At 65.3% G+C, this 25,245-nt stretch carries 26 protein-coding genes; 21 read left to right on the top strand and 5 right to left on the bottom strand.

Annotated features, from left to right (window positions below):
* A partial coding sequence (locus ACZ7KF_RS29835) for an MFS transporter (RefSeq protein WP_471081633.1) occupies positions 1-767 on the bottom strand: 767 nt, incomplete at its 3' end.
* A 294-nt stretch (positions 768-1,061) separates the two neighbouring features.
* Here ACZ7KF_RS29835 and ACZ7KF_RS29830 point away from each other — a divergent pair.
* A complete protein-coding gene (locus ACZ7KF_RS29830; RefSeq protein ID WP_471081848.1) occupies positions 1,062-1,412 on the top strand; it encodes an ArsR/SmtB family transcription factor in 351 nt (116 codons plus the stop codon).
* A 194-nt stretch (positions 1,413-1,606) separates the two neighbouring features.
* On the opposite strand, the gene ACZ7KF_RS29825 is transcribed toward ACZ7KF_RS29830, so the two are convergent.
* Positions 1,607-2,257 (bottom strand): response regulator transcription factor, encoded by a 651-nt coding sequence (locus ACZ7KF_RS29825; RefSeq protein WP_471081630.1) that lies wholly within the window; start codon positions 2,255-2,257, stop codon positions 1,607-1,609.
* Between the two features lie 14 nt (positions 2,258-2,271).
* Entirely contained in the window at positions 2,272-3,483 is a 1,212-nt protein-coding gene (locus tag ACZ7KF_RS29820) for a sensor histidine kinase (RefSeq protein ID WP_471081627.1), read from the bottom strand.
* Between the two features lie 143 nt (positions 3,484-3,626).
* On the opposite strand from ACZ7KF_RS29820, the gene ACZ7KF_RS29815 reads away from it, so the two are divergent.
* Both ACZ7KF_RS29815 and ACZ7KF_RS29810 read left to right on the top strand, forming a co-directional pair.
* Positions 3,627-4,568, top strand: coding sequence for an ABC transporter ATP-binding protein (locus ACZ7KF_RS29815; protein ID WP_471081624.1), 942 nt, complete (start codon positions 3,627-3,629; stop codon positions 4,566-4,568).
* Complete coding sequence (locus ACZ7KF_RS29810) at positions 4,565-5,305, top strand: ABC transporter permease (protein WP_471081621.1); 741 nt, start codon at positions 4,565-4,567, stop codon at positions 5,303-5,305. Before ACZ7KF_RS29815 ends, ACZ7KF_RS29810 begins: the two co-directional genes overlap by 4 nt.
* 99 nt (positions 5,306-5,404) lie before the next feature.
* Here ACZ7KF_RS29810 and ACZ7KF_RS29805 read toward each other — a convergent pair whose 3' ends face one another.
* Positions 5,405-5,710, bottom strand: coding sequence for a nuclear transport factor 2-like protein (locus ACZ7KF_RS29805; RefSeq protein WP_471081618.1), 306 nt, complete (start codon positions 5,708-5,710; stop codon positions 5,405-5,407).
* A gap of 1,026 nt (positions 5,711-6,736) precedes the next feature.
* Between ACZ7KF_RS29805 and ACZ7KF_RS29800 the strand changes: the two genes are divergently transcribed.
* The 4 genes from ACZ7KF_RS29800 to dcm all read left to right on the top strand — a co-directional run bounded on the left by ACZ7KF_RS29800 (position 6,737) and on the right by dcm (position 12,862).
* Positions 6,737-7,336: an RNA polymerase sigma factor gene (locus ACZ7KF_RS29800; protein WP_471081615.1), complete on the top strand. Its 600-nt coding sequence runs from the start codon at positions 6,737-6,739 to the stop codon at positions 7,334-7,336.
* Positions 7,337-7,351: 15 nt separating this feature from the next.
* Entirely contained in the window at positions 7,352-8,884 is a 1,533-nt protein-coding gene (locus ACZ7KF_RS29795; RefSeq protein ID WP_471081612.1) for a hypothetical protein, read from the top strand.
* Positions 8,881-10,626, top strand: coding sequence for a DEAD/DEAH box helicase (locus ACZ7KF_RS29790; RefSeq protein WP_471081609.1), 1,746 nt, complete (start codon positions 8,881-8,883; stop codon positions 10,624-10,626). The genes ACZ7KF_RS29795 and ACZ7KF_RS29790 overlap by 4 nt, the downstream gene beginning before the upstream one ends.
* Before the next feature lie 544 nt (positions 10,627-11,170).
* The gene (gene dcm / locus ACZ7KF_RS29785; protein ID WP_471081606.1) at positions 11,171-12,862 is read left to right on the top strand and encodes a DNA (cytosine-5-)-methyltransferase; all 1,692 of its coding nucleotides are present in this window, start codon (positions 11,171-11,173) and stop codon (positions 12,860-12,862) included.
* A gap of 315 nt (positions 12,863-13,177) precedes the next feature.
* On the opposite strand, the gene ACZ7KF_RS29780 is transcribed toward dcm, so the two are convergent.
* Positions 13,178-14,040 (bottom strand): IS5 family transposase gene (locus ACZ7KF_RS29780; protein ID WP_471081845.1). Its coding sequence is split into 2 segments (ribosomal slippage): positions 13,178-13,678 and positions 13,681-14,040, totalling 861 coding nucleotides; the frame shifts between segments, so codons are not numbered across the junction.
* A gap of 143 nt (positions 14,041-14,183) precedes the next feature.
* Between ACZ7KF_RS29780 and ACZ7KF_RS29775 the strand changes: the two genes are divergently transcribed.
* The 14 genes from ACZ7KF_RS29775 (at position 14,184) to ACZ7KF_RS29710 (ending at position 25,241) form a co-directional block, all read left to right on the top strand.
* Positions 14,184-14,513 (top strand): hypothetical protein, encoded by a 330-nt coding sequence (locus ACZ7KF_RS29775; RefSeq protein ID WP_471081603.1) that lies wholly within the window; start codon positions 14,184-14,186, stop codon positions 14,511-14,513.
* Positions 14,514-14,729: 216 nt separating this feature from the next.
* Entirely contained in the window at positions 14,730-15,176 is a 447-nt protein-coding gene (locus ACZ7KF_RS29770; RefSeq protein WP_471081600.1) for a very short patch repair endonuclease, read from the top strand.
* Positions 15,177-15,855: 679 nt separating this feature from the next.
* Complete coding sequence (locus ACZ7KF_RS29765; protein WP_471081597.1) at positions 15,856-17,289, top strand: ATP-binding protein; 1,434 nt, start codon at positions 15,856-15,858, stop codon at positions 17,287-17,289.
* 1 nt (position 17,290) lies between these two features.
* On the top strand, positions 17,291-18,229 hold the full coding sequence (locus tag ACZ7KF_RS29760; protein ID WP_471081594.1) for an O-methyltransferase: 939 nt from the start codon (positions 17,291-17,293) through the stop codon (positions 18,227-18,229).
* 437 nt (positions 18,230-18,666) lie between these two features.
* Positions 18,667-19,518 (top strand): helix-turn-helix domain-containing protein, encoded by an 852-nt coding sequence (locus ACZ7KF_RS29755; RefSeq protein ID WP_471081591.1) that lies wholly within the window; start codon positions 18,667-18,669, stop codon positions 19,516-19,518.
* A gap of 97 nt (positions 19,519-19,615) precedes the next feature.
* Positions 19,616-20,005: an ATP-binding protein gene (locus ACZ7KF_RS29750; RefSeq protein ID WP_471081588.1), complete on the top strand. Its 390-nt coding sequence runs from the start codon at positions 19,616-19,618 to the stop codon at positions 20,003-20,005.
* Between the two features lie 175 nt (positions 20,006-20,180).
* A complete protein-coding gene (locus tag ACZ7KF_RS29745; protein WP_471081585.1) occupies positions 20,181-21,032 on the top strand; it encodes a sigma factor-like helix-turn-helix DNA-binding protein in 852 nt (283 codons plus the stop codon).
* Positions 21,029-21,850, top strand: coding sequence for an integrase (locus ACZ7KF_RS29740; protein ID WP_471081582.1), 822 nt, complete (start codon positions 21,029-21,031; stop codon positions 21,848-21,850). The genes ACZ7KF_RS29745 and ACZ7KF_RS29740 overlap by 4 nt, the downstream gene beginning before the upstream one ends.
* A 179-nt stretch (positions 21,851-22,029) precedes the next feature.
* Positions 22,030-22,377, top strand: a complete 348-nt coding sequence (locus ACZ7KF_RS29735) for an SCO3933 family regulatory protein (protein ID WP_471081579.1) — start codon at positions 22,030-22,032, stop codon at positions 22,375-22,377.
* A gap of 5 nt (positions 22,378-22,382) precedes the next feature.
* Positions 22,383-23,750, top strand: a complete 1,368-nt coding sequence (locus tag ACZ7KF_RS29730) for an FtsK/SpoIIIE domain-containing protein (protein ID WP_471081576.1) — start codon at positions 22,383-22,385, stop codon at positions 23,748-23,750.
* A gap of 87 nt (positions 23,751-23,837) precedes the next feature.
* Positions 23,838-24,551: a DUF2637 domain-containing protein gene (locus ACZ7KF_RS29725; RefSeq protein WP_471081573.1), complete on the top strand. Its 714-nt coding sequence runs from the start codon at positions 23,838-23,840 to the stop codon at positions 24,549-24,551.
* 13 nt (positions 24,552-24,564) lie between these two features.
* Positions 24,565-24,744 carry a mobile element transfer protein gene (locus ACZ7KF_RS29720; RefSeq protein WP_061927187.1) on the top strand — a complete coding sequence of 60 codons (180 nt, stop codon included), beginning with the start codon at positions 24,565-24,567 and terminating at the stop codon, positions 24,742-24,744.
* A 15-nt stretch (positions 24,745-24,759) separates the two neighbouring features.
* A complete protein-coding gene (locus ACZ7KF_RS29715) occupies positions 24,760-24,915 on the top strand; it encodes a hypothetical protein (RefSeq protein WP_389494740.1) in 156 nt (51 codons plus the stop codon).
* Positions 24,916-24,935: 20 nt separating this feature from the next.
* Positions 24,936-25,241 carry a SpdD-like protein gene (locus tag ACZ7KF_RS29710; protein WP_471081570.1) on the top strand — a complete coding sequence of 102 codons (306 nt, stop codon included), beginning with the start codon at positions 24,936-24,938 and terminating at the stop codon, positions 25,239-25,241.
* Positions 25,242-25,245 lie beyond the last annotated feature (4 nt).

Below are 25,245 nucleotides of genomic sequence, written 5' to 3'. Positions count from 1 at the left end.
CCACCGCGCGACACCCCCAACACCAACACCCGGCCCCGCCCCCCGCCCCCGCCCCCTCTCCCCCCCCCGCCCCCCCCTTTTCCTAAACCCGGGCCTGGGGTGGTGTCCGCGTCGGGGGCGGTGGCGGCGCCGGTGCCGGTGCGGACCGGGCGCCGTACCGGCATCCGAAGCACCACCGCGACGGCCGTGGCCAGCAGGGCCGCCTCCACCGCGAACACGGTGACCGTGGGGCCGGGCAGCGTCTCGGACAGCACGCCCGCGAGCAGCGGTCCCAGACCCGCGCCGAACACCATCGCGCAGGAGGCGAGCAGCGCCGCGAGCCGGCGCCGGGCGGGGCCGGCCACGTCGGTCACCGCGGCCATGCCCGCCGAGACCACGGCCCCGACCGCGATGCCGGTGCACAACCGGGCGACGATCAGCGCGGCCACGCCGCCGGCGGTCGCGAAGACCAGGCAGGCCACCAGGGCCAGCCCCAGCGCGGGCAGCAGTACGGGCTTGCGGCCGAGCCGGTCGGAGACGACGCCGGAGACCAGCAGGGAGCCGAGCAGTCCCGCGACGTAACAGGCGAAGACCACGGTCAGCGTGCCCTTGCCGAACCCCATCTCGCGCTGCCACAGCACGTAGAGCGGGGTGGCCGCGTTGGACAGCACGAACACCGCCGTCACGGGCCAGGCGGCGAGCCAGATCCAGCGGAGGGGCACGTCGCCGTCGCGCGCACGGTGCGCCGCCCTTGGGACGCGGACATCGGTCGTCGTCTTGGCCGTCATGGCTCGGTCCTCCCCGGGAGATGCTGTACGAGTTGAGTCGTACTTGTACGAGTGGAGTCGAACCTAGCACGTAGTACGATCGGAGTCGTACAGGAAGTCGGGGAGAAGGAGCCGCAGTTGACCGGCCACAGGACCGAAGCGCCCCAGCGGACCGGCGAAATCGACGGGGACCTCACCGGCGGACTCCCCGGAGGCGCTGCCGGAGGGAACGCAGGAGAACCTACCGGGGGAGTCGCCGGAGGAACCGCAGGAGGACCCGCCGGGGGAGTCGCCGGGGGAGTCGCCGAGGGGATCCTGGTGCTGCCCGAACCGCCCGGCCTGCCCGACCCGCTGCCCGAGCCGGCCGTGGCCGACCTGCGCCTGGAGACGGTGCTGGGCGCGCTCAGCGACCCGTTGCGGCTACGGATCGTCCGCAAACTGCTGCTGGAGTCGGAGGACTTCGACCACACCTGCGGCTGGTTCGGTCTGGACCGCCCCAAGTCCTCCCTGACCCATCACTTCCGCGCACTGCGCGAGGCGGGCATCACGCGGCAGCGCCAGTACGGCCTGGAGCGCCGCAGCCACGTCCGGGTCGCCGACCTGAACGCCCGCTTCCCCGGTCTGCTGGACCTGGTGGCCGCGTGGACCCCGCGGGACGGAAGCTGACCCGGCACACGGCCCGTCTCGACCTCCCCCCGGCTCACCCCCACGGCCACGATCTGCCTCCTGCCGACGACGGCGGGCCTCGGGGCGGCACGTCACGCGCCTACCGGCGCGAAGCACGGGCCCCGCCCGCGCGGAACCGGCAGACGTAGGCGCCGGCAGCCGCACGAGCGGTCACCCGAGCCTGGGCGCCGGCCTCACTCCGGCTGGATGAAGCCCGACTCGTAGGCGGCGATGACCGCCTGCGTACGGTCCCGCACCCCCAACTTGGAAAGCACCGCCCGGACATGGGACTTGACCGTCTCGGTACTCACCACCAGCTCGGCCCCGATCTCCGCGTTGGACAGCCCACGCGCCATCAGCCTCAGCACCGTCGACTCGCGCTCGGTGAGGGCCGCGCGTTCCATCAGCGAACGGGCGCCGGGGGTGCCGTACCGCGCCGCCAGTGACCGCATCGAGGCCGGGAACAACAAGGAATCACCCGTGGCCACGACCCGTACCGCATGCACGATCTCGGCGGGCCGGGACCGCTTCAGCAGAAAACCGTCCGCCCCCGCCTGCAGTGCCTGGTAGACGTACTCGTCGTTCTCGAAGGTCGTCACCACCAGGATCTTGGGCGGCGGCGTCACATGGCGCAGCACCTGACGGGTGGCCTCGATCCCGTCCAGCAGCGGCATCCGCACGTCCATCGCCACCACGTCGGGGCGCAGTTCGCGCACCAGCGGGACCACGGCCGCGCCGTCCCCCGACTCGCCCACCACCTCGATGTCGGGCTGCGCTTCGAGCACGGCGCGCAGACCCGCGCGGACGAGGGGTTCGTCATCCGCGAGAAGAACGGTGATCGACATCCGGCAAGACTAGGTCACCCGACGGGCAGCCGCACCGAGAGGCGCCACTCGCTGTCACCGGCCCCCGCGTGCACCCGTCCGCCCAGCAGGGCGACGCGCTCCCGGATCCCCTGCAACCCCGACCCGGATCCCGGCTGCTCGTCCCCCAAGGGGTTCCGCACGTCCAGTTCCAGCTGCTCGTCCGTCACGGCGATGCGAACCCGTACCGGCCGGCTCTCCGCATGACGCAGCGCGTTGGTGAGACCTTCCTGGAGGATGCGGTAGCCCTCCCGGGAGACGGGACCGGGCAGCCGTCCGAGCGAGCCGAGGATCTCGGCCTCGACCTCGGTGCCCGTGGCGCGGGCGGACTCCAGGAGCCGTTCCGCCTCGTCGAGCAGCGGCCGTGCGGACGCGGCCTGCCCGTCCTCCCGCAGCCCGCGGAGCACCCGGTCCAGCTCTTCCAGCGCCGTCCGGCCGGTCTCCTCGATGGCCGACAGCGCCCGGGCCGTGAACTCGGGCTGCGCCGCCGCCTGCGCCGCACCGGCCTGCACCACGACGACGGTCAGCGCGTGGCCGATCGAGTCGTGCAGTTCACGAGCGATGCGGTTGCCCTCCAGGAGTCGCTCGGTGAGCACCTCCAGCGCCGCCATGCGCTCCGCCGGGGAGGGGCCGAGCAGTCGGCCGGCGGCCACCGTCATCAGCGATCCGGCCCCCCACACCACGGCGAACAGGACGATCAGCGGCACCGGGACGAGGAGGACGTGGAACCAGAGGGGGCCGCCGACCGGAATTGGGAGGTCGGCCCCGTTGCGCTGACCGCTCGCCTCGCCGATCAGGGCGAGCGTGGACTCCACGGACTCCGCCGTCGTCACGGCGACGGCGCTGCCCACTTCGAGCCGGAGCAGCAGCCACACGGCCGTGCGCAGCCGGTCGCGCCAGGACGCCGAAGGGCGGGCGGCGATGCCGACCTCCGCGCGCGGGACGTCCTTCGTGCGCGCGTGCGGACCGGGTAGCAGCATGAGCTGTGCCTGCAGGCCCTCCACCTGTCGCATGGCGGGGATGAGGGCGGCTGCCAGCAGCAGCGGAACGGGAATCAGCGGCACACATGCCCATTCAGCCACGGACGCCTCGCCGTTGAATCCCGGCCAGACCATCGCACAGACCAAGGCGGCCAGCGACCCGATGAGCAGGTGGAGCCAGCGGGTGTAGGTGACCGCGCGGGTGAGCGGGTGAATGAGCCACGCCATGAGGTCATGCTGCCAGAGCACACGGACCACGAACCCCGGCACCGGGGGCGTTCCGAGGGGGTGGAAAATCTCCCTCCCGCGAGGGAGAAGGCACCCACCCGAGGGGGAGGCGGTGCCTCCGGGGCTCCGGCAGGCTCGTCTTCATGACCGGTATCGAAGTCCTCGAACTCACCAAGGAGTACGGCACCTTCCGGGCCGTGGACCACCTGACCTTCACGGTCCGCCCCGGACAAGTCACCGGATTCCTGGGACCCAACGGGGCCGGAAAGTCGACCACCCTGCGGCTCGTCCTCGGCCTCTCCCGGCCGACTTCCGGATCGGCCCTGATCGGCGGGAAGGCCTATACGACCCTGAAAGAGCCGATGCGTCAGGTGGGCGCGCTGCTCGACGCGCGGTCCGCCCATTCCTCGCGCATCGCGCGCGACCATCTGCTCGCGCTCGCCGTGAGCAATCGCATCGAGGCTCGGCGGGTGGACGAGGTGCTGGAGACGGTGGGTCTTTCCCACGCCGCGAAACGGCGCGTCGGCACGTATTCGCTCGGTATGCGCCAGCGGCTCGGGATCGCCGCGGCGCTGCTCGGCGATCCCGAGGTGCTGATCCTCGACGAGCCGTCGAACGGTCTCGATCCCGAGGGCATCGCATGGATCCGGGACCTGATGCGACGGCTGGCCCGTGAGGGACGCACGGTCCTGGTCTCCAGCCACCTGATGAACGAGACCGCGTCGTTCGCGGACCACCTGGTCGTCCTCGACCGGGGACGGCTGCTCGCGGACGCCACGACGCGGGACTTCATCCACGCGCAGGCGACGCCCAGCGTGCGCGTGCGCTCGGCGGACGACGCGCTGCTCCTCTCCGTGCTCGCCGAGCACGCGTACGAGCCGGTGCCGGACGACAACGGACGTTGGATCGTCCCCGACGCACGCCTGGAGGACGTCGGGCCGATCACCGCGGCGGCCGGCGTCCCCATCCTCGAACTCTCGTCCCAGGAGGCGACCTTGGAAGCGGCGTACTTCGCGCTGATCGCGAACGAGGACGGCCGCGCCGCGGACCGCACCCCGGTCAAGGCCGCGGAGGGGGCCCGATGACGGCCCTGTCCCCGGCGCTCCGGTCCGAATGGGTCAAGATCAGGTCCCTTCGCGGTACCGCGAGTGCGCTGATCGCCGTGTTCGCGCTCACTCTGGTCCTCTCCGTGCTGGTCTTCGCGACCATCGGCCGGTCGGAGGCGGACAGCCCCGACTTCGACCCCGTGTTCATGGCGTTCTACGCCGTCAACTTCGCCCAGATCGCCGCCATCTACTTCGGCACCGCCGCGTTCTCCTCCGAGTACCGCAACGGGGCCCTGCAGGTCTCACTGGCCGTCGTGCCGAACCGCGACCACTTCTACCTCGCCAAGATGACGAGCATCGGTGTGCCGGTGCTCGTGGTGGGACTGGTCACCAGCTTCACCGCCTTCCTGACGGGCCAGGCGTTCATGGGCGAGTACGCCATCGGCCTGGGCGAGCCGGGAGCCCTGCGCGCGTGCGTCGGCGCGGGAATCTACCTGGCCCTGATGGCGCTGTTCGCGGCCGGGCTGACCGCCGTACTGCGCAGCGGCCTGATCGCGCTGAGCATCATCATCCCGTTCATGCTGGTCGTGTCCTTCGTCGTCGGCGACCTGTCGGCCGGGATCGCCGAGTACCTGCCGGACCGTGCGGGGCAACAGGTGCTCCGGCAGCACACCGTGGGAAACCTTGGCCCCTGGAGCGGCCTCGCCGTCACGGCGGCGTGGGCCGCGGCGGCCCAGCTGGCCGGGTGGTGGTGCGTACGCCGACGCGACGCCTGAGCCCGACTCACGACAGCGGACGCCGGGCCGTCCGCCGGCTCAGACCGCTGCCCGGCCGTCCGCCGACTCGCGACAGCGGGCGCCCGCCCGTCCGCCCGCTCAGACTGCCGCCCGCCCGTCCGCCCGCTCAGACTGCCGCCCGGCCGGCCACCAGCTCAGACCGCTGCCCGCAAGAAGTAGGTGGAAGTAGGTGTCCCGGCGCTGGATGAGGCCACGCTCGTTGCAACGGAAGAAGTCGGCGAACTGCGCCTCGGACGCGCTGCCATCCTTCAGCCGCCCGTTGAACCGGCCCTGCACCACGACCTGCCCGCCTGCCGCCACCATGCCGATGAGCGAGTGCGCGCCGGCGGCGATCACCCGGGTCTCCCGGAAGAAGGCCGACAGCGCGCCGGTGCCGAGTAGCACCGGTCATCCGGGGCGGGCGTAGGCGGCCCGGTCGCCGAACAGCGCCAGGAGACCGGGGATGGCACCGACGTCTACGCGGGCGCGGTACGCGCGGACGGAGGTGAGAGGGGCGTCGGCCGTGCCGTGTGGTCCTTCCCGAAGGGATGTCTCTCGCGGACGGCACACGGCCCCGCCGTTAGTGGCGCGTGGACGTCACCGTCGCCGCCTGCGACGTGGGCCGCGCGGCCCTGGCCGCCGTACTCGCGGACCGGCCGCCTGCCACGGTGGTGCACGCGGCCGGAACGCTGGACGACGCGGTCGTCGATCGACTCACACCCAAGGGCTGCCCGCACTGTCTGTGGCGTGCGACCGGCGGTCGGACGAGAGCACGATGTCCGCGTCGCAGGGCGAGGCGAATCTGCGGCGTCTGATCCGCTCCGGCATCGGGAAGTTGTCCCCCGAGGAGGACCTCGCGCCGTCCGACACGGCCCCCACCTGCAGACGGCCGGCCTCGGCCGCGACGCGACGGGCCATGGAAGAGGCCGCCCCCGACACGGTGGCGGCACCCTTGCCCGCCCCGCTTCCGGCCGCGCTTCGAACCTGCGCGCACGGCTCTGGAGGGCTCGTGCAGTAAGCGCATTCCAGCAGGTCAGCGAGGCGTGCCCACTGACATACATCTCGCTGGTCCACGAATAGGCCGCGAGTCGCCGTCACGCGCCAACCCTCACACGCGTTCATCGGGCCCGGCGCCGACGAGGCGCGCATGCACGGCAAGGCGTGCTCTTCGGGATACACCGTGAGAGGTAAGCCGTGCAAGCAGAGCGATCGAACGACGTTACAGCAAAACGGAGCTCGCCATTCCATTGCTCTGAGCATGCCGCCCTGCACCGCGGATCGCTATAAATAGGGCAAATGGGCGAAAAGGTGAAAGTAGCTAACTATGCCAATCTATGCTTTTGCGGGATAAAACTGCTCCCCCGGAGCAGGGCTGGTGGAAAAAGTTCGGGACCATCGTCAAAAACGAGGCGGCCAGGGACTCTATGTGGCGTGGACGTTGATGACGACGGGATCAGACCTTCAACCACGAGCCTCACGGAGGAGATCGAGGAACTGGTTCGCGAGGGGTACTTCGATGGCCTGGTCGGGCGGTTGTCTGCCAGGTTTCCGAATTTGCCTTGGCATGACGTCGAGGATGCAGTAGAAACTGCCGTCGTCACTGTCCTCAAATCTACCTCAGAAGGAAAAGTCATCGATGGGCCCCGTGGCTACCTTTACGCGGTGGCGTTAAACGAACTGCGTAAGCGTGCGAAAGCCGGCGGTGCTGCTGAGTATGACGCCGAAATTCATGGAAGCGCGGAAAGCTCGGCAGAAGACGAGATCCTTGGACGAGAGCTCTTCCGAGTTATCAAGAGACTGGTAGACAAATGGGAGAGCGGTCGCATGCGCACCATCACCCTGCTCTTCTTGGAGTCGGCGTCCGAGGGGGAGAGGTTGTCGCTCGTAGAAGCAGCCAGAGTGGCCTCCGAGATTCTCGGAGAACAGGTCCCTATGAGTTCCGTGGGCAAGACGAAAGAGAGGGGTCTGCGTCGGCTGGCTGAGCAGCTTGGGCATCTCGACCGGGAACACATTTCCAGCACCGTCAAGTGACATAGGAGTAACGACATGGATGGTATTCAGGACGACCTCTTCACCATTCGCGCCGTGCACGCAGCCAAAGACCTTGTGGACGAGGCTATGACGCTTTCCGCGGATTACGGCAACGAGGTTTCAGCCGTAGTGCAGCTCGCAGCCCAGCAGCCGCTAGACGAGGAATCGGCCCGCAGCCTGTTCACCCGCATCTTGGTTGTGTTGCGTGGAGGGGTAGGCCTTGGAACTCAAGATCGAGAGAGGGTGGCTGCCATGGTCCAGGACGAGGTCACACAGCTGGTCATCGGTCGGCAGAGGAATCCACGAGAGGAGGATTCTGGCGGAATCGTCTTGGTTGCGCGAAACGGACTGCAACCGCATCGTGTTACGCCGATGCCCATCTTTAACGGTCAGCAGGTTCCGTTGGAGGAGGGCTACGTGGATGTGACCCAGCTTGATCTTTGGAAGGGAAATCACCGCGTCGAGCTGTATGTGAAAGAGTTCCAGGAGCGCAACGGTCGCGAACCTGATGAAGTTGAACTGTTGCGGCTGGTGCAGGGAGATCTCGCGCTTCCCAGCGTCAATGATCGAGATCCTTTCGGCATCGTTCCGCTCGCGCGAAGCATCGCGCGAAAGGGCGTGGAACGCCCTCCGATCATCACTTATGAGGGGGAACCTAAAGACGGAAATCGACGAATCGCGGCCGCAAAGCACGTGGTCGGCAGCTCTGATTTCTCCCATGAGGAGAAGGAGCGTGCACGCTGGATCCGCGTTTGGCGTGCTCCTCTGGGAACGACTGAGGATCAATTTGAAGCGATCGTAGTCGCTCTTAACTTCGAAGACGACCACAAAGAGCCTTGGCCGGAATACGTCAAGGCCCGGCTCGTAGTCGAAAGGTATCGTATCCTGCGCGAAAATATCACGGGACGAATCACTGAAGCGAAGGACCGCGAAGTTCGCGCAGAGGTAGCCAAGCAGTTCGCCATCATGCCGGCGGAAGTGCGACGCTATCTTCGAATGGTTCGATGGGCGGAAGACTTCGAGCTGTACCACACTGAAGAGCGGGGCAAAGACACCGCAGATGTTCGGTACAAGTCGAACGACATCTTCCAGTGGTTCTACGAGATTGATGCCGGCCGCGGGGCAGACAAGCTGACCAACAAGCTTGATCAAGACGACGACCTTAAGCCCGTCGTCTACGACTTGATGTTCGACGTACTGGAGAGCGGCGCCGAGGTTCGGCACCTACATAAGGTCGTTGCTGACGAGAACTCTCTGAAGTTGCTGCAGCAGGCCCACGAGGCCTCAGCGGTGAGCAGGGACCAGGCTCTCAACTTCGTCCGCGAGGCAATCGCTGAATCACAGCGCAGCAGTCCCACTAAGCGGCTGGGCTTTGAGCAGTGGCTCAAGTCCGCCGTTCAGCGGCTCGGCCAGGCCCCGCCCGACCACTGGCGGAGCATCGAGAACACGGAGCTGCTCTGCGACCTCGCGCGTGTGTTTCGCAGTGCTACGGGCGCAGTTGAAGGCGAGCTTGTCAGCCGAGGGAAGCTGCCTAGGGGTGATCAGTGAGTTCACTGATCGGCAAGATCGACCTCACGCCTGACCGTCGAGGGGCGTTGGTTGCGCCCCTCAACGACGCGGGAAGGCTGCGGAACTCTCTCAAGGAGAGCAACCCGGACCTGCGTTTTCGCAGAACGTCCGATGGTTTCATCATCGACCTTGCAGTACTTCCCAAGATCGATGCGGCCCTAGGCGACAAGCTTCAGTGGAGTCCACTCGCACGCCGTGCTGCGTCGAACCGCGCGGCGATCCAGGAGTCGGCAGCTGATGTGCTCCTTGCAGCCACGAAGATCACGGCGGGTAGTGTGGAGGTCGCTCGCCAGTTGATCAGTGACAGTAGCTTGACTGACACGCTCGACGACCACCAAGCACTGAACGTGGCGGCACTTACTATCCCAGACTCCTGGGGTGGCTGTGTGTTTGACGAGCAGGGGACAGGCAAAACGGTGACGCTGATTGCCACGTTCGACCTCCTCGTTGAACGAAACCAAGCTGACGCGCTACTCGTGGTCGCACCAAAATCCATGATTGGCGAATGGGCCCTAGAATTTGAACGGTTTTGCGGCGGTCTTTATCGTGTCGCCATTGCAGATGGGGACCGCCGTGCTAAGTCACGTGCTTTCCACTCGGGCGCTGACGTTGTCGTGGTCAACTACGAGACGGTCGTCTCGAATGCTGCCGACTTGGAACTTCTGGCACGGCGCTGCCGGCTTGTCCTCGCGGTTGATGAATCCTTCAATGTAAAGAACCCTGATGCGCGACGAACTCAAGCAATCACAGATCTGCGAGAGTGGTGTTCCCGTGCTTATGTATTGTGTGGGACGCCAGCGCCCAACTCACCATCGGATATTGTGGCTCAGTTTGACTTGGTTGATTTGGGTCTCACTTTCAGGGGAGTGAAGGTTGACCCCAAAAACCCTGATCTTGCAGATGAGATCCGTGACGCCATGGCATCTCGGGGCCTGTACGTGAGGAATCTTAAAAAGAACGTACTGTGCGATCTCCCGCAGCGCGCGTTCACAGACGTTCATGTAGAGATGGAGCCTGAACAGCGAGCCGCGTATGAGAAGATCCTCGATGGCTTGATTGACGAGGTGGAAGACACCACAGACCTCTCGTTCTCGAAAAGGATGGTGCATTTCCTGGAGCGAAGGGCAGCGCTTCTTAGGGTCTGCAGTGATCCGGCATTTTTGGTCCCCGGGTACAACCAGACTCCGTCAAAATTGGCCGCACTGGACGGAATCCTCGAAGACCTCGTCCATGTGCGCCGAGAAAAGGTCGTGCTGTGGTCGTTCTATCGGGCCAGCTTGGAACGCTTGGCGTGTAGGTATAAGCGATACGGCCTGGTGCGAATTGATGGCTCAGTTGTGGATCGAAATGAGCGACGCGAGGCCGTTCGCAGCTTTCAGGAGGATGATCGCACAATGATCTTTCTGGGCAACCCGGCGGCGGCTGGTGCCGGCCTGACTTTGCATCGGTCGAGGGTGGCTGTTTATGAATCTCTTTCGAATCAGGCAGCCCACTACCTGCAAAGCTTGGATCGAATTCACCGACGGGGGCAGAAGCTTGATGTGGAATACGTCACCCTGCTGTGCCGCGACAGCATTGAGGAGCTGGAGTATCAGCGCTTGCTGACCAAGTCTCAGGTTCAAGCCGAACTGCTCGGCGACCCTTCAGAACCACGTCAGAATCGACAGGTGTTCTTGTCCGACCTGTTGGCGGCCAAGGAACTGCTACAAGGGGGGAGGTGACATGGGGGCGCCTAGCGTCGAGCACGAACTCAGGGTTCAGGCCTTGGATGCTTTGGGCGTGCTGGCTGGCTACACGAGCCGCATAGACGTTGGGCACCAACTCCGCCCAGATGTAGTGCGGTTGGACCCTCGACGACCGCGGCTGTTCGTAGCAGACGCCAAGGCAACTGAGACCCCTGGACTGCACGCCACGCACGTGAGGTTGCACGCTTACATGGTCTCGGTTCGCATGTGGACTAGGGCCGGCTTCCAGGTGCGTTTGGCGCTCGCCCATCGCCCAGAGCCTGGAGGGGCACAGGAGTGGCTTACTGTGCTGGTGAGCCTCTGTCGAGCGACCAAGGTCTGGTCGGCCGACGCGGGTACCCGACAGCTCGCCTACGACACCATGGTGACCTGGATCGACCTGCCGGCCGAGACTCGGCAGCGTGTTGTGTAGGCCGACGGAGCGTGTAGCTCCGCGGTGCTCTGGCAGCTGCGCGCTTTGTCCACATGCGTGACGGCGTCGGCTCGACGAGTGACAGATGGGCACGCTACTGTTCTTGCTATGCTAGAGACTCCTGGCTCAGTGCCCAGCCGCCCGCTTACCGCGATCGACCTTTTCTGTGGTGCGGGTGGGCTGACGCAGGGCTTCAAGTCTGTTGGCTTCGACGTCAAGTTCGCACTCGACCTAGACCAAGACTCCTGCGCTACGTACAAGCTGAACCATCCTGAGGTTGAGGTTGAGTGCGCATCGATCACTGACTTCACTCCGGAAGAGATCGCTTGGCGCGCTGGTGGACAAGTCGACGTGGTAATCGGGGGTCCGAGCTGCCAGGGTTTTAGCACCGCAGGTAGGCGTACACGCTGGGTGGATGAGGCGGACGAGCGGAACGCCCTGTGGAAGCACATGCTGGCTGTTGTGAGTCACCTCCGCCCTCGGGCGTTTCTCATGGAAAACGTACCTGGCATGGTCTACTGGCGCGATGGTCAGTTCGGAAAGGTGATTCTCGAAGAATTTGAGAAGCTGGGGTATTCGGTCTCTAAGGACATTCTCCTTGCGGCCGATTACGGTGTTCCGCAGCGTCGTCGTAGGCTTTTTATTGTCGGAATCCTGGGAGATGATGAGTTTCAGTTCCCTCAACCTACCCACATGGGTGGATGGAGGCGGGACACTCTGCATCTGTGGGAGAAGAAGCGTAAAGAAAAGGGCCTGCTGAAGCATCTGACCGTTTGGGATGCGATTGGTGACCTGCCGCCTATCGAGGATGGGTCTGGACTGGTTGAACAGGTCTATGGAGCTGGCCGCAGGTCTACCCCGCTGAGTAAGTATTTGCGGAACGGAGCAAGGGTACTTCGTGATCACGAAGTGCAACCGCTCAGCGACGAGTATAAAAAGCTGCTCTCGCATGTACCCATCGGCGGAACCTGGCGCGACATCCCCCCATATCTGCTTCCTGATCGGTACCGGGGAATGCGTCGCACGGATAGCACCAATTTGCTAGGCCGACTTGATCCGAAACTGCCTTCGTACACGATTACGACCCAGTTCAGCAACGTGACTACAGGCTGCAATACACACCCGTATGAGGAGCGGCCTTTGTCGGTGCGCGAGGGTGCACGACTGCAGACTTTCCCGGACACTTACCGATTTGTCGGGAACCCAACTTCTAAATGCAGGCAGATTGGCAACGCTGTTCCTGTCCAGCTGGCTGCGGTGTTGGCTAGCGCGATAGCTAGCAGCGTGGATCGCCAGGCCGCGGTTGCTCATCACCCAGCACCATCACCAGTGAAGCCGGCCCGCGTGCTTCCTCTCCCACGATCGGCGGCCGAAGACGAGGCCGCGAGGTCCCAGCGTCGAGGCGCCGGCGACGGCGCAGAAGTGGAGCTGCGTGCCAACCTTCAATCCCGAGGGTTGGCCCATGCTGCTGACACAAAGCCTTTGGCTGGGATGCCACGAGCGGCACACATTACGTTTGATGCTGCGCGCGTGGCTGTGTTCGTTAACGGCTGCTTCTGGTACGGCTGTCCAGAACATGCCAGGGCTACTAAGTCGAACACCAAGTGGTGGGCTGACAATATCGCAGAAAATAAGAGGCGTGACGAGGAGACCACAGCGCTCTTGGTCACGGCTGGTTGGCAGGTACTGCACGTTTGGGAGCACGAGAATCCAACTTCTGCGACAGACCGAATTGTTGAAGTAGTTCGCGAGGCACTGAGCCGTGCGGAGCTGGTTGGGGCAGTACAGGAAGCCGTCTAGTTCTCGCGCTTTGCGATTATCGCACTTCTGTGGATGCCTCGACGCTGGTGCAGCTAAAAGGGCGTTGCACAAGGCTGCGCTCGGGCAGGTCAGGCTAGGTGAATGGGGCTGTCTACTCCCTTGCAGGCGGTGGGTACTTCCCGTCGAGCGGGCCCACACCGCTCTTTTGGCTCGAAGAGGTGAGGGTGCGGTGCCGGTGGCTGGCTCCGGCTGAGCTTGCAGGCATTTCTAGTCGTCGCGCGTACGGAGCGGATCGGACGCCTTGAGCTCGGGACCGGTGACATTAGTCGGGCGGCGGTGCACTAGGGTCCGTCTTCAAACGGATCTTGCCCAGAGCAGGAATGACGCGAGTGTGACCGCTGCTTCGTAGGAGGTGGTGGTCTTCTCGTATCGGGTGGCGATGCCACGAAAGCCTTTGAGCCGGTTGAAGCAGCGTTCGACGATGTTGCGTTGGCGGTAGATCTGCCGGTCGAACGTTGGCGGTCGCCCGCCGCGGCGGCCGCGGTTGTGCCGGTGTCGCTGCTGGTCGGTCTTTTCCGGGATGGTGTGCCCGATGCCGCGTTTGCACAGGTAGGCACGGAAGCCGCGGGAGCTGTAGGCCTTGTCGTCGATGACCTGGTCAGGCCGGCAGCGGGGTCGGCCCAGGCCGGTGCGCGGGACCCGGATGCGTTCCAGAAGAGGTCGTGCGCAGATGTTGTCGTGACGTTGGCCGGGTGTCACCAGGACGGCGAGCGGGCGCCCTTTGCCGTCGCAGGCGAGATGTATTTTGGTCGTCAGTCCGCCTCGGGAACGGCCGAGGGCGTGATCGTCCGGTTCATCCGGCCTGTTGATCCCCCTTTTGGGCCGGTGGCGGCGGCGTGCTGGTGGGCGCGGACGATGGTGGGGTCGATCTGGACGAGCCAGTCGATATCGTCGGCCGCGTCCGCACGGGCTTGGATCTGCTGGAGGGCTCGGGTGAACACGCCGTCCAGGGCGTAGCGGCGGAAGCGGGTGTAGACGGTCTGCCAGGGGCCGTAGCGTTCCGACAGGTCGCGCCAGGAGATCTCGGTCCGGATCTTGTAAACCATCCCGTTGATGACCTGCCGGTCCGGCCCCCGCGGCCGGCCCGTCGCGGCCCGCGGTATCAGAGAAGTGGGTAACTCCCACGCCTGATCGATCAGTTCATGGCGGCGTATCACCCCACCATGATCCACCACTCGATGATCTTTGAAGACGGACCCTAGCTGCTGTACGGCAGCCGCCTGGCAGCAACAACGGCGGCCGATTCGTCACTTTTCTGATTCGCCCTCCCCTCAGCGTGCAGCGGTGGAAGGCTGCGGCTATGCAGAAGGTGACTGAAGCGCTCGCCGAGTGGGCACCGCCGACCGTGCCCGCCTACGACCCGGGCCTGTACCCCCACCAGTACGCGATCAAGTTCCTGACAGGGGCCGGTCGTACGGTTATTCCACAAGAGATTCGTCACCGGGTCGATCGGGCGGTCATGACCAAACCTAACGCTCAGGGGCAGCAGCGGCAGAGGAGGCACCCGGAGCAGTTCATGGCACGTCTAATGTTGCACGCCTGGCTGGAAGAGACCGGCGAGGATGAGGACACTGTGTACCGCGCGCTGGCGGACGTGTATCTAGACGTTCACGGCATCTCGCGCCCGTAGCGCTTCCCCTCTGCAGGGCCGACTTCCATCAGCTTGGCAAGGTCGCGTTACCTATGGCTGGTTGCCGGACTGACCTGGGGCGGAGCAGGCGCGGGGCCCGACTGGTCGGCGACCGGGCCCGCGCCGCTCTCCGGGCCAGTTATTGAGACTGCCCTGGATAGGGCGATCTGCCTGGGTCACTGACCGAGAGCGCTGCGAGTGCGGGAGACTGGTCGCATGGCCTTCATGGTGCCCTCGTCTCCTGCCGTTACCGCCCGCATGAGCCGGCAGCCGCGTCGGGACACACCCCAGGAGCTGGCTGTTCGAAGGATCCTTCATCATGGAGGATTGCGATATCGCATTCACTTCCGTGTACCCGGCATGCCCCGGAGGACCATCGATATAGCCTTCACCAGGCACAAGGTCGCCGTTTTCCTTGATGGCTGCTTCTGGCACAGCTGCCCCGATCATGCCTCCAGCCCGAAGGCGAATGCAGATTGGTGGCGGGCGAAACTGGACCGCAACATCAAGCGAGATCGCGAGACGACCGAGCATCTGCGTGGATTGGGCTGGACGGTCCTGCGCTTCTGGGAGCACGAAGCTCCGGCTGCTGTTGCTGAGCGCATCCGTGGCGTAGTGGAGAAAGGTGCGGCTGCCGAGCCAGCGAGCTGTAACGAGGGTTGACAAGGTCCGGCATTAAGCCGCTCAGACGTAAGCTGTGTGAGCCATCAAGCCGCCGCGAGTCACGGTTACGGCACAACCTGTGTGTTCCCTCAACTCCTGGGCCCACGTTGGTCGGTGGGCTAGCTAACGACCCTACAGCGCCGATAGGCTGCTTCCTCGCATACAGAGTGGTTGGTTCTGGGGGAGGTTGGCGTGAACGCACGCAGCAGGGTAGAGGAGTTGACTCCCTCGACGAGGAGCGGCGGACCCTGTAGCCGGCGGGCTAAGGGAGGGCTTCCGCGAGGCGGGCTTCAACGTTGTATTTAGCCTCGACAACACGTCGACATACACGAAGCCCCCCGACTGCCCGCACACTGCAGGGATCAATTGGTGACCACTGCCGTTCCGAACTCGCCGATATTATTGGCCCGGGCGACGTGATAATTGTGGGCCCTAGCTGTCAGGGACTTGCCAGCGATGGGTGTCGTTCTGGCATGACCGTCCGGAGCATGCGCGTAAAGCGAGTCGAGTACGGTCTGGCGGGCTGAAGAGATCACAAGATTCGCGGCGGACTCGGAGCAAGTAGGGCGAACCTATGTTCGGCTAACTATAGCGATTCTTGTGTCTGCTGAAATACCACTACTTTCGCTCACTGTGTAGTAGGCTCCGCTTTCCGGAGCGACGACTGAAGGGATGTTCCGTGGCTGATACATCGGAGTCCGCAGGGTCCGATTCCACTTACGTCGTCAAAGCGGCCCCAACTAAAAATTTCTTCGTCAGCATGCTCGTGCGCGATATCGAGCTGCTCGACGCCGTGATTGATCTTCTAGACAACTCAGTCGACGGTGCGCGACGCATCCGCAGCGATGGTGACTATGCCGGGCTTGAGGTGCGAATCACTTTCGATGGTGACTCGTTCAGGATCGAAGATAATTGTGGAGGGATGCCCATCGATATAGCTCGCAACTATGCATTTCGGTTTGGTCGTGATGAGTCTCGGCCTCTGGATGTCAATAGCATAGGACAGTTCGGGGTTGGCATGAAGCGGACCCTCTTCAAGCTCGGCCGGCACTTCATCGTCGATTCAAAGACGGTTCACGACTCCTTTGTGCTTGATGTGGATGTGGAGGAGTGGCAGCGCCAACCGGAGTGGGACTTCCAGCTTGCTTCGGTAGCCGAAGGTGAAAGCCGGGGCCAAGGAGAAACTGGAACGACGATCATTGTTGATCGGCTTAACGCCACTAGTCAAACAGACCTGCGAGAGTCTAGTTGGCGAAAACGGCTCAGCTCCGAAGCTCGACTGAAGCATCGCAGGGCTCTAGACCGGGGTATGCGGATCTACGTCAACAACGAGGCGTTGCAGCCCATGCCGCTCGATCTCATCGAGGATGAGCATGTTCGTCCCCACCTACTTGAACAGGAGTTCCAGGCGGGAACTCCGGACAACTCGGGGACGGTAAAGCTAAGGCTGCTTGCTGGGGTTTCGATCCCGGATTCCTCTGCAGCTGGTTGGTACGTCTTCTGTAATGACCGACTCGTGCTTGGTCCCGATAAGACCAGCACCACCGTATGGATTGGTGCGGGTAGGCAGGCGCGCGGTGGAATTCCTGCGTACCATGATCAGTATGCGAGGTTTCGGGGATACGCGTTCTTCGAAGCTGAAAATCCGGCGTTGCTTCCCTGGACAACGACGAAAACTGGCGTCGACACCGACAGCCCAGTCTGGCGCAGCGCAAGGCAATCGATGATCACTGCCACTCGTCCTGTGATCGACTTCCTAAACGTCCTGGACAAAGAGAAGACTGCTGTCCGAGGTGATGCACGAGCTGGGCATGCTGGCCTGCTTGAGACTGAGGAAGAGGAATTCCGAGCGTCACTTGCTGAGACCCGCCTTCAAGAGTCCCGCAGGGTAAATATCGACCGCGTTGTTGGTAGCTCTAAGTTCACTAGTCCCACGATTGACCTGTCGGCTCTGCCACAGCCCAAAGTATGGATTCGTTACAGCAGGGATGCCGATGAGGTAAATCGCGTTCGAAGGCTTCTTGGTGGCCGCAATGAGCGCGATCTGCCAAATGGGGAACTTGGTTCGCGTACCTTTGATTACTACCTCGTCAACGAGGACGAGGAGGCGTGATATGGCGAACAGCTACAGGCAGATTCACTATGTCATGCGTCCCGGGAAGAACGTCGAAAGAAAACTTATGGCGGAGGTGGTGTCCCGGATTTCGCCTTTGACCGTGGTTTCAGAGATGCGCTACATAGGTCTCGGGTCTGTCTACTTCGCAGACTTCTCAACGTTTCATAGGCGTCTTGGCTTCCGGGAGATGCACAGTATCGAGGACGTGTCGGAACCGTCCATCCGTGCACGGTTCGAATTCAACCGTCCCTACTACACGGAATTGCATTTCAAGCATACGAGCGAAGCCCTGCCTTCGCTTGATTGGGATAAGCCTTCGTTCGTGTGGCTCGACTATGACGACGTCTTCGGGGGGTGGATGCTTGACGATCTGAACATAATTACGGCATCTGCCTGCTCTCCGACGATCTTCGCTATATCGGTGAACGTGGAACCCGGCGACAGTGAGGGCAGGTTCGAAAGGTTCAAGCAGGAAGTGGGCGTCGAGTTGTTGCCAGACGGGGTGACCAAAGACGCTTCGTTGGGGGGGAGTCGAATGGGGGACGCTGTTAGGGAGGTCATCAACTCGGCTATCTCCAGCGTCCTGTCTGATCGAAACGGCGTTCTGAGCGAGGACGCTTCGATTAGATACCGTCAGTTGTTTAATTTCCGTTACAGGGACGGTGCGCGGATGCTGACGGTTGGCGGGTTGCTTCATGCTGCTGGCCTCTCGGATCGTGTTGATGAGTGCAATTTCGAGGGGTTGCCTTTCGTTTCTATTGACGAAGAAGCCTTCGAAATCACAGTTCCCAAGCTGACTGTGCGTGAGGCTCTCCACCTAGACGCCCAACTGCCTAGTGGCAAGCCTCTGCAGGCGCCAGGCGTTCCTCCTAGTGAGGTCGCGGCTTATTCGCGTCTGTACCGTTATCTTCCGTCCTTTGTTGACGCTGACTTTTGATCTCGCGGGCTGAGGGCGAGTTGAGGTCGGTGGAGCGGCTTTGGGCTGGAGCTGCTTTGGCGCGAGTGATCATGGCCCCGTAAGCTTCCGGCGCGTCGGGCAGTCTGTGGACCTGCCCGCTAAAGCACGACGTTGGGGCCATGATCTGCGAGGCTCGCGCCAAAGTGGCTGCCTAAAGCCGTGGAGCCGACCGCCCCAGCCACGACGTACCCCTTCTCTGGCATCAGGCGGCTGATTGCCATGAGCGCGGCACGGGCGCTGGCCGGGCTGGAGCGGGGCGGAGACAGGAGCGCAGGCCCGGACGGGGGCCGGGCCGCGCGCGGTGAGCGGAGCGAGCCGCCTTGAACCAGTAGAGAAAGTTTGAATCTTGCTCGGGCTGTTGGCCGTTGCTGCTGGTAGTCCCGATGTCTGCTGGCTCGTGGTGTAGAACCCTGGGCATGGGGAGTGAACGGCGGGAGCGGATGAGGGCGCTTGGGATGCGTCTTCGTGCGCTTCGTACAGAGGCCGGCCTGACGGGTGCCGTGTTGGCTCAGCGGGCACATGTGGGGCAGCCGACTGTGTCCAAGGTCGAGAACGGGCGGATGGTTCCGAGTCTCGATGTGCTTGACCGGCTTTCGCGTGCCCTCGGCCTCGATGAGTCAACTGCTCGTGAGGTTCGTGACCTCTTGGCCGCGGTGGCGACGGCTGCGGACTCCGGTCAGCCGGAAGACAGTACGATCGCGGCTGGCGCGGCTGTTGATGACGAGGTTCGCTCCGCTCGGCTTGTGCGCTCGTTCCAGTGCGTCGTTCTGCCGGCCATGCTTCAGAGCGCGGAGTATGCACGGCACGTCTTCCAGAGTGCGCCGGATGCGACGCCTGAGTCTGTCGGCCAGGCCGTTGCTGCCCGTGTGGAGCGGCAGAGCGTGCTGTACGAACCGGGGCGGGAGTCGGTGTTCGTGCTGACCGAAGCGGTCCTGCGGACATGGCCGGGGACACCGGCGCTGATGCTCGCTCAGCTGGACCGGCTGCTGGCTGTTGAGAGCCTGAGCACCGTGCGGTTCGGGGTCATCCCCTGGCGCCGGCCGGTGCCGGTATTGCCTCGCCATGGGTTCACGTTGTGCGACCGGCGAGCGGTTGTGGTCGAGACGTTCCCCGCCGAACGGGTGTCGGTCGACGCCGCCGAGGTGGCCTCGTACGAGGAGACGTTCGATCGCTTCGAGCGGGCTGCGGTCTTCGGCGGGGAGGTACGGGAGCTGCTGTTGCAAGTGATGAAGGAGTTCCACGACTTGGGAGACACCCTCACCCTTTAGAGGAATAATTCCTCTAGATGCCTGGCTTGTTGGCTGTTCGAAGGAATACTCTGCCGCTGCGCTGTCTAGCCCCCTAGACGATGGTGAGGAGTCTCCTATGAGGTCCAAGTGGTGCCGCGCTTTTCCCGGTGTGAGTGAGCAGGTGGCGCATGCCCGTCACTTCGTTGCTGCCCTGCTCGACGGACACGGCCCCGTCGACGATGCCGTCCTGGTCGTGAGCGAACTGGCGACCAATGCCGTGCGGCACTCGCTGAGCGGTTCGGCCGGCGGCTGGTTCCTCGTGGTCGTCTGCTTCGGCGACGACCTTGTACGCATCGAGGTGGTCGACCAGGGCGGCGAACGCGTGCCGCACCTGTGTGACGTGACCAGTCAGGAAGAGGGCGGGCGTGGGCTGCTGCTGATCGCTTCCTGTGCCAAGGACTGGGGTGTGAAGAACTGGCCCGACGGGCGCTCTGTGTGGGCTGAGCTGGTGCGGGAGGGGGCGTGATCACGGTCTGTCCTGCGATGGGCGTCGGTCGGCTCGCGGGCGGTGGCGGGTGAGTCCTCGGGGTGTGCCCCGGAGACGATCCCGGTTCTTCGTGGTCGGCGTTCATACAGGACGGCGGCTCCCGCCCATTCCGTCTAGAGCCCTAGACTCCTGGGTACTGCTGGGAGGTGTGGTCATGTCGGACGAGTTGCAGCGGATCACGGCGATCGATGATCCGTACCTGCTCCTGCGCGAGGTCACGAAGAGGCTGGCCGACGCGCAGCAGGAGGTGACCGAGCTCGCCCGTCTCCGCCGCCGTGTGGTCCAGGACCTCCATGCGCAGGGGTTGTCCTACGCGCAGATCGCCGAGAAGGCCGGCCTGAGCCGTGGGCGGATCCATCAGATCCGGCACACCGGCCCGGCACCCGAGGGAGCCTTCCTTGGTGCGGGCGCCGTCACCGTCGCGACTCCGCTGCGGTGGGACAGTGAGAAGAAGCGTCCGGTCGTCGCCATGGCCGACATGAACTCCGGGAAGCGACTGGAGGAGCTGGCCAAGTCCTATGGACTTGCCGTCAGTTCCGGTCACGTACTGGTGAGCGGTGAGATCGACCTGAACCGTGACGGCCTGATCGTCGTCTGCGGGCCGGGCATGTCCCAGGCCATGAAGGATCTGTATGCCCAGGACCCGGTACTTAGCTGGGAGCATCCGGAAGGTGAGCCGTGGGCGCTGGTGGACCGGTGCACCGGCACGACGTACCACGCGGGGGCGGACATCGAGCCGCGCCGCCCGCACGACGTCGGATACCTCGGCAGGCTGCCCCGACCGGACGGCAACGGTTCGGTGCTCGCCATCGCTGGAATCCATACGGCCGGCTCCCTCGGCGTGGTCCATCTGCTCACCTCAGACCTCAACACGCTCTGGGGGCAGGTGGGCGAGCGCCACTTCTCCACGCTGGTGAGCGTCGAATACGACCCTGAGACCGACGAGCCGCAATCCGTGGAACTGCTCTGCCCCCTCTACCTGCACGACGAGGAGGCAACGGCGTGAAGGTCGCCCTCGGCTCGCAGCCGGCGGACCCGGGACGGGAAAACGAGGACTTCGCCGCCGCTGCTTCCGGTGCGGCCGTTCTCCTCGACGGCGCCGGCGTGGCCGGGGCGGAGACTGGATGTCTACATGGCGTCGCGTGGTTCTCCTCCACGCTGGGCGGGCTGTTGCTGGCCAGTATCGTGGCGCACCCCGCCCGGCCGCTCACCGACTGTCTCGCCGACTCGATCCGGACCGTTCGTTCCCTGCATGGGGACACGTGCGACCTGGCCTATCGAGCCAGTCCGACCAGCACGGTCGTTGCTACCCGGGCCGACGCGGGAGTCCTGGAGTACCTCGTTCTCGGTGACTCGACCCTTCTCCTCGCGGAGACGGACGGGAGCACAACCGCCATCACCGACCAGCGCTTGGACGAGGTCGGCAAGAGGCTGCGCGGACCGGTCGACGCACTACCCACCGGCTCTCCTGAACACACCCTTGCCCTCGCGGAGTATCGGGACGCTCTGACCGGTCTGCGTAACCGGCCGGGCGGGTTCTGGATCGCCGGCCCCGACCCGCAGGCGGCCGAGCATGCCGTGACGGGGACGGTGCCGCTGGATTCGCTGGCCTCCGCGACGCTGCTGAGCGACGGCGCCACGCGACTCGTAGACAGCTTCGAACTCGCCGACTGGAAAGAGGCGTTGAGCGTCATCAGCTCATCGGGGCCGGACGGGTTGATACGCCGCGTACGCGAAGCCGAGGCCGACGACCCCAACGGCCGGCGCTGGCCGCGGGGGAAGACCCGCGACGATGCGACCGCGCTTCACTGGGTTATGTCGTAGCGCACCTCAAGGTCTTCGAGACACGCTCGTATACCCCCCTAGACAGTTGATGGGGCGTCACGTTACGGTAGGCGTCAACCCCCCTAGACAGAGCGGGTGGGCCGCCCCCTTGCTGTCTAGGGGGGTATCCAGTTCGGTTGGCGTCCGGGACGGGCGCCCGATCAAGTGAGGTTCGCGTTATGCGTGTCATTCCCGTGGACACTTCCGCCGCCACTCTGCTCGTCACGAAGCTGCCCGAGGTCAAGGTCAAGGACCGGCAGACCGGTGAGGTGGCCGTGGACCCGGTGACCAATGACCGGCTCATGGTCTTGGAGCTGGTGTTCATCGCCGAGGGCGGTTCGGACATGATCAAGGTCACCGTTCCCGAAAAGGGCATCGGTGAGGGCCTGGTCATGGGTACGCCGGTCTTCCTGTCCGGTCTGGCGGCACGGCCGTGGGAGAGCGAGTTCGGCGGCCGCGCCCGGCACGGCATCGCCTACCGGGCGGACGCCGTCATGGTCGGCACCCCCGCGGCGGCGCGGGGCTGAGGGTCATGACCGACGCCCTGTGGGGTCTGATCCTGTTACTGCTGGCGGTGGTCGTGCTGGTCGCGGTGCGCCGTCGGCTGCCGGTCCTGTTCTGGTGGCTGGTCGGGTATCCGGTCGTCACGCTGCGGGTGCTCACCTCGTACCGGGCCACCATGGACGCCTGCGGCCTGACGGTGCCGGCCTCAGCAGTTCGCCGGGCCACCGCCCGCATGATGGGGCGGCAGGCGGCCCCTGTACCGCCCCGCCGGTCGCTGCCCCGGCCGACCGGGTCCGGGCTCGTGATGCGGCTGCGCATGGCGGCCGGGCAGGCACCCGAGGACTTCACCGCCTCGGCCGACAGGCTGCGGCACGCCTGGGGCGCGCACGCTGTGCATGTGCGCCCCACCAAGCCGGGACGGCTGGAGCTGCGGCTCGTCGGCTGGGACGTCCTCGCCGACGTCCGGCCCGCTCGTCGGTGGCTGCAGACCGGACCGCTGTCCCTGCCGCTGGCGCTGCGTGAGGACGGACACTGGCACGTCCGGGACTTCCGGACCGTGCCGCACGAACTCATCCTCGGCGCCACACAGTCGGGCAAGTCCGTATACCTGCGCAACCTGCTATGCGGGCTGGCCCGGCAGCCCGTCGCGCTCGTCGGCATCGACTGCAAATGGGGTGTCGAACTGGCCCCGTTCGCGCCCCGTCTGTCGGCGCTCGCCGATACGCCGGACCGTGCGAATGACCTCCTGGACGTCCTGGTGGAGGAGATGGAAGCGAGGTTCCGCCTGATCGGCATGACGGGCGGGGCCGGTGCGGACGCCGTGCTCACCTCGGACGTATGGGGCTTGCCGGAGAAGGTGCGGCCGGTGCCGGTCGTGGTCGTCGTCGATGAGGTGGCCGAACTCTTCCTCGCCGCGAGCAAGGACGACGAGAAGCGGCGGGACGCCATGGTCACCAAGCTCATCCGCCTCGCCCAGCTCGGCCGCGCGGCCGGCATTTATCTGGAGGTGTGCGGGCAGCGCTTCGGCGCCGAACTCGGCAAGGGCGCCACCATGCTCCGCGCCCAGCTCACCGGGCGGGTCTGCCACCGCGTCAACGACGAGACCTCCGCCAACATGGCACTCGGCGACATCGCACCCGAAGCGGCACTTGCCGCCACCTCCATCCCGACCGAACGGCCCGGCGTCGCGGTCGTCGGCGACTCCTCCGGCGGCTGGTCCCGCGTCCGCTCGCCCCACCTCACCCTCAACGACGCGGCGGCCGTCTGCCGCGACACCTCGGGCCTGGTCCCGGAACTGCCCCGACTCGCCACCTTCCGGCCCGTCGTCGCCGTGAAGCCCGCCGGGCCTTCCCCTGCTGCTCCTGTCGCGCCCACCGCTCGGCCGGTGACCGAGTAACCGCACTCCTTCTCCCACGGCCGGCGTGACCGCCTCGCGCCACGTCCCTACCCCTCCCATGCCCGAAACAGGAAGGAAGCCGAGCCGATGCGAGCCCACCTGGCCCGAGTGGACGCCGTGGTCGTCCAGGCCGTCATCGCGGGCGCCCTGTCCTTCTCCCACCTGCACGACCTCGCCGCCGCGGCCGGACAGGGCGGCTGGAAGGCGTGGGCCTACCCGGTGAGTGTCGACCTGCTGCTGGTCGCAGCCTGGCGGCGGATGCGCCAACAGCAGCAAGCGGGGCAGACGGCAGGGAGCCCCCGGCTGTGGTTCCTGGTGGCCCTGGCCGCATCCCTAGGCGCCAACGTCGCCACCGCCGGCCTCCTCGACCTGGACCACGTACCGGCCTCGCTCCGCGTGGTCGTCGCGGGCTGGCCCGCCGTCGCCTTCTTCGGTGGAACGCTGCTGGCCCACGCTCCGCACGGCAAGGAAGCGCCGGCGGCCCCGGCCCCCTCCTCGATGACGCACACGGATGCGGAACCGCACCCCGCCCCGGCGGCCGTCGACGGGCCCGATCGCGACGCACTTCCGGCGCCTCACTCCGGCCCCGAACCGGCTGCGGAACCCATCACCGAGCCGGTCGCCACTCCGCCCCCGGCGCCCTCCCTCGCCGTCTCATTGCCGCCCGCCCTCGTGGACCGCGTCCGGGCCCTGGCCGAGGAACACCGGTCGGTCACGGGTCACCCGGCCGACCCCGACGCCGTACGCGCTCGGCTCGGCCTGCCTCCGTCCATGACCCCGTCCGTCGCCGCGCACCTCTGAGAGGAGCACCACCGTGAACCGGCGCTTCCGCAACGTCCGCCGCATAGGCCCCGTCAACGTCGCCTCCTACGTCGACCGAGGACGCAACCGCCACCTGGCCGCCTGCACCGCACCCCGCTGCGACTTCTCCGCCGAGTACGACAGCCGCGCCGCCGCCGAACTCGCCGCCCGTACCCACCGCTGCCCGGCCTGACAGGAGACCACCGCAATGGACGTTCCGCTCTGGCTCGCCCTGCTCGTCGTCGGCGTCCTCGGCGTCAAGCTCATCCGCCCGCCCTGGTGGCTCATCGCCGTCCTGCTCCTCGGCGGCTACCTCCTCGCCGACAGCCTGCTCGCCCCCGTCATCAACAGCTTCCTCAAGTGACCCGTGAAGGAGATCCGTTCATGTTCCGTCCGAAGGTCCCGACCATGCCTCAGCCCACCGGTCTCGTCGCCCCGTCCGCCGTGGTCGAACCGACCACCATCGCGCCGGGCGTTCTGGCTCCGCCGCCGGCCATCGCAGCACCGGCCCCGTTCCGCTCGGCCAACCGGCTCACGCCTGGCACCGCGCTTGCTCTCGTCGGCGGAGGCACGGCCGTGGTCCTGGTCGTCGGCGCCGTCCTGGTCAGCATGCTCCTCGCCGTCGCCATCACCGCCACGTCCGTGGCCGTATGCGCCGTCGTCATCCGCTCCATCCTCACCCGCCGCTGACCTC

The organism is Streptomyces sp. NPDC038200, from assembly GCF_055600785.1.
The sequence above is the reverse complement of the archived record's forward strand: the minus strand, read 5'-3'. Positions and strand labels throughout refer to the sequence as shown.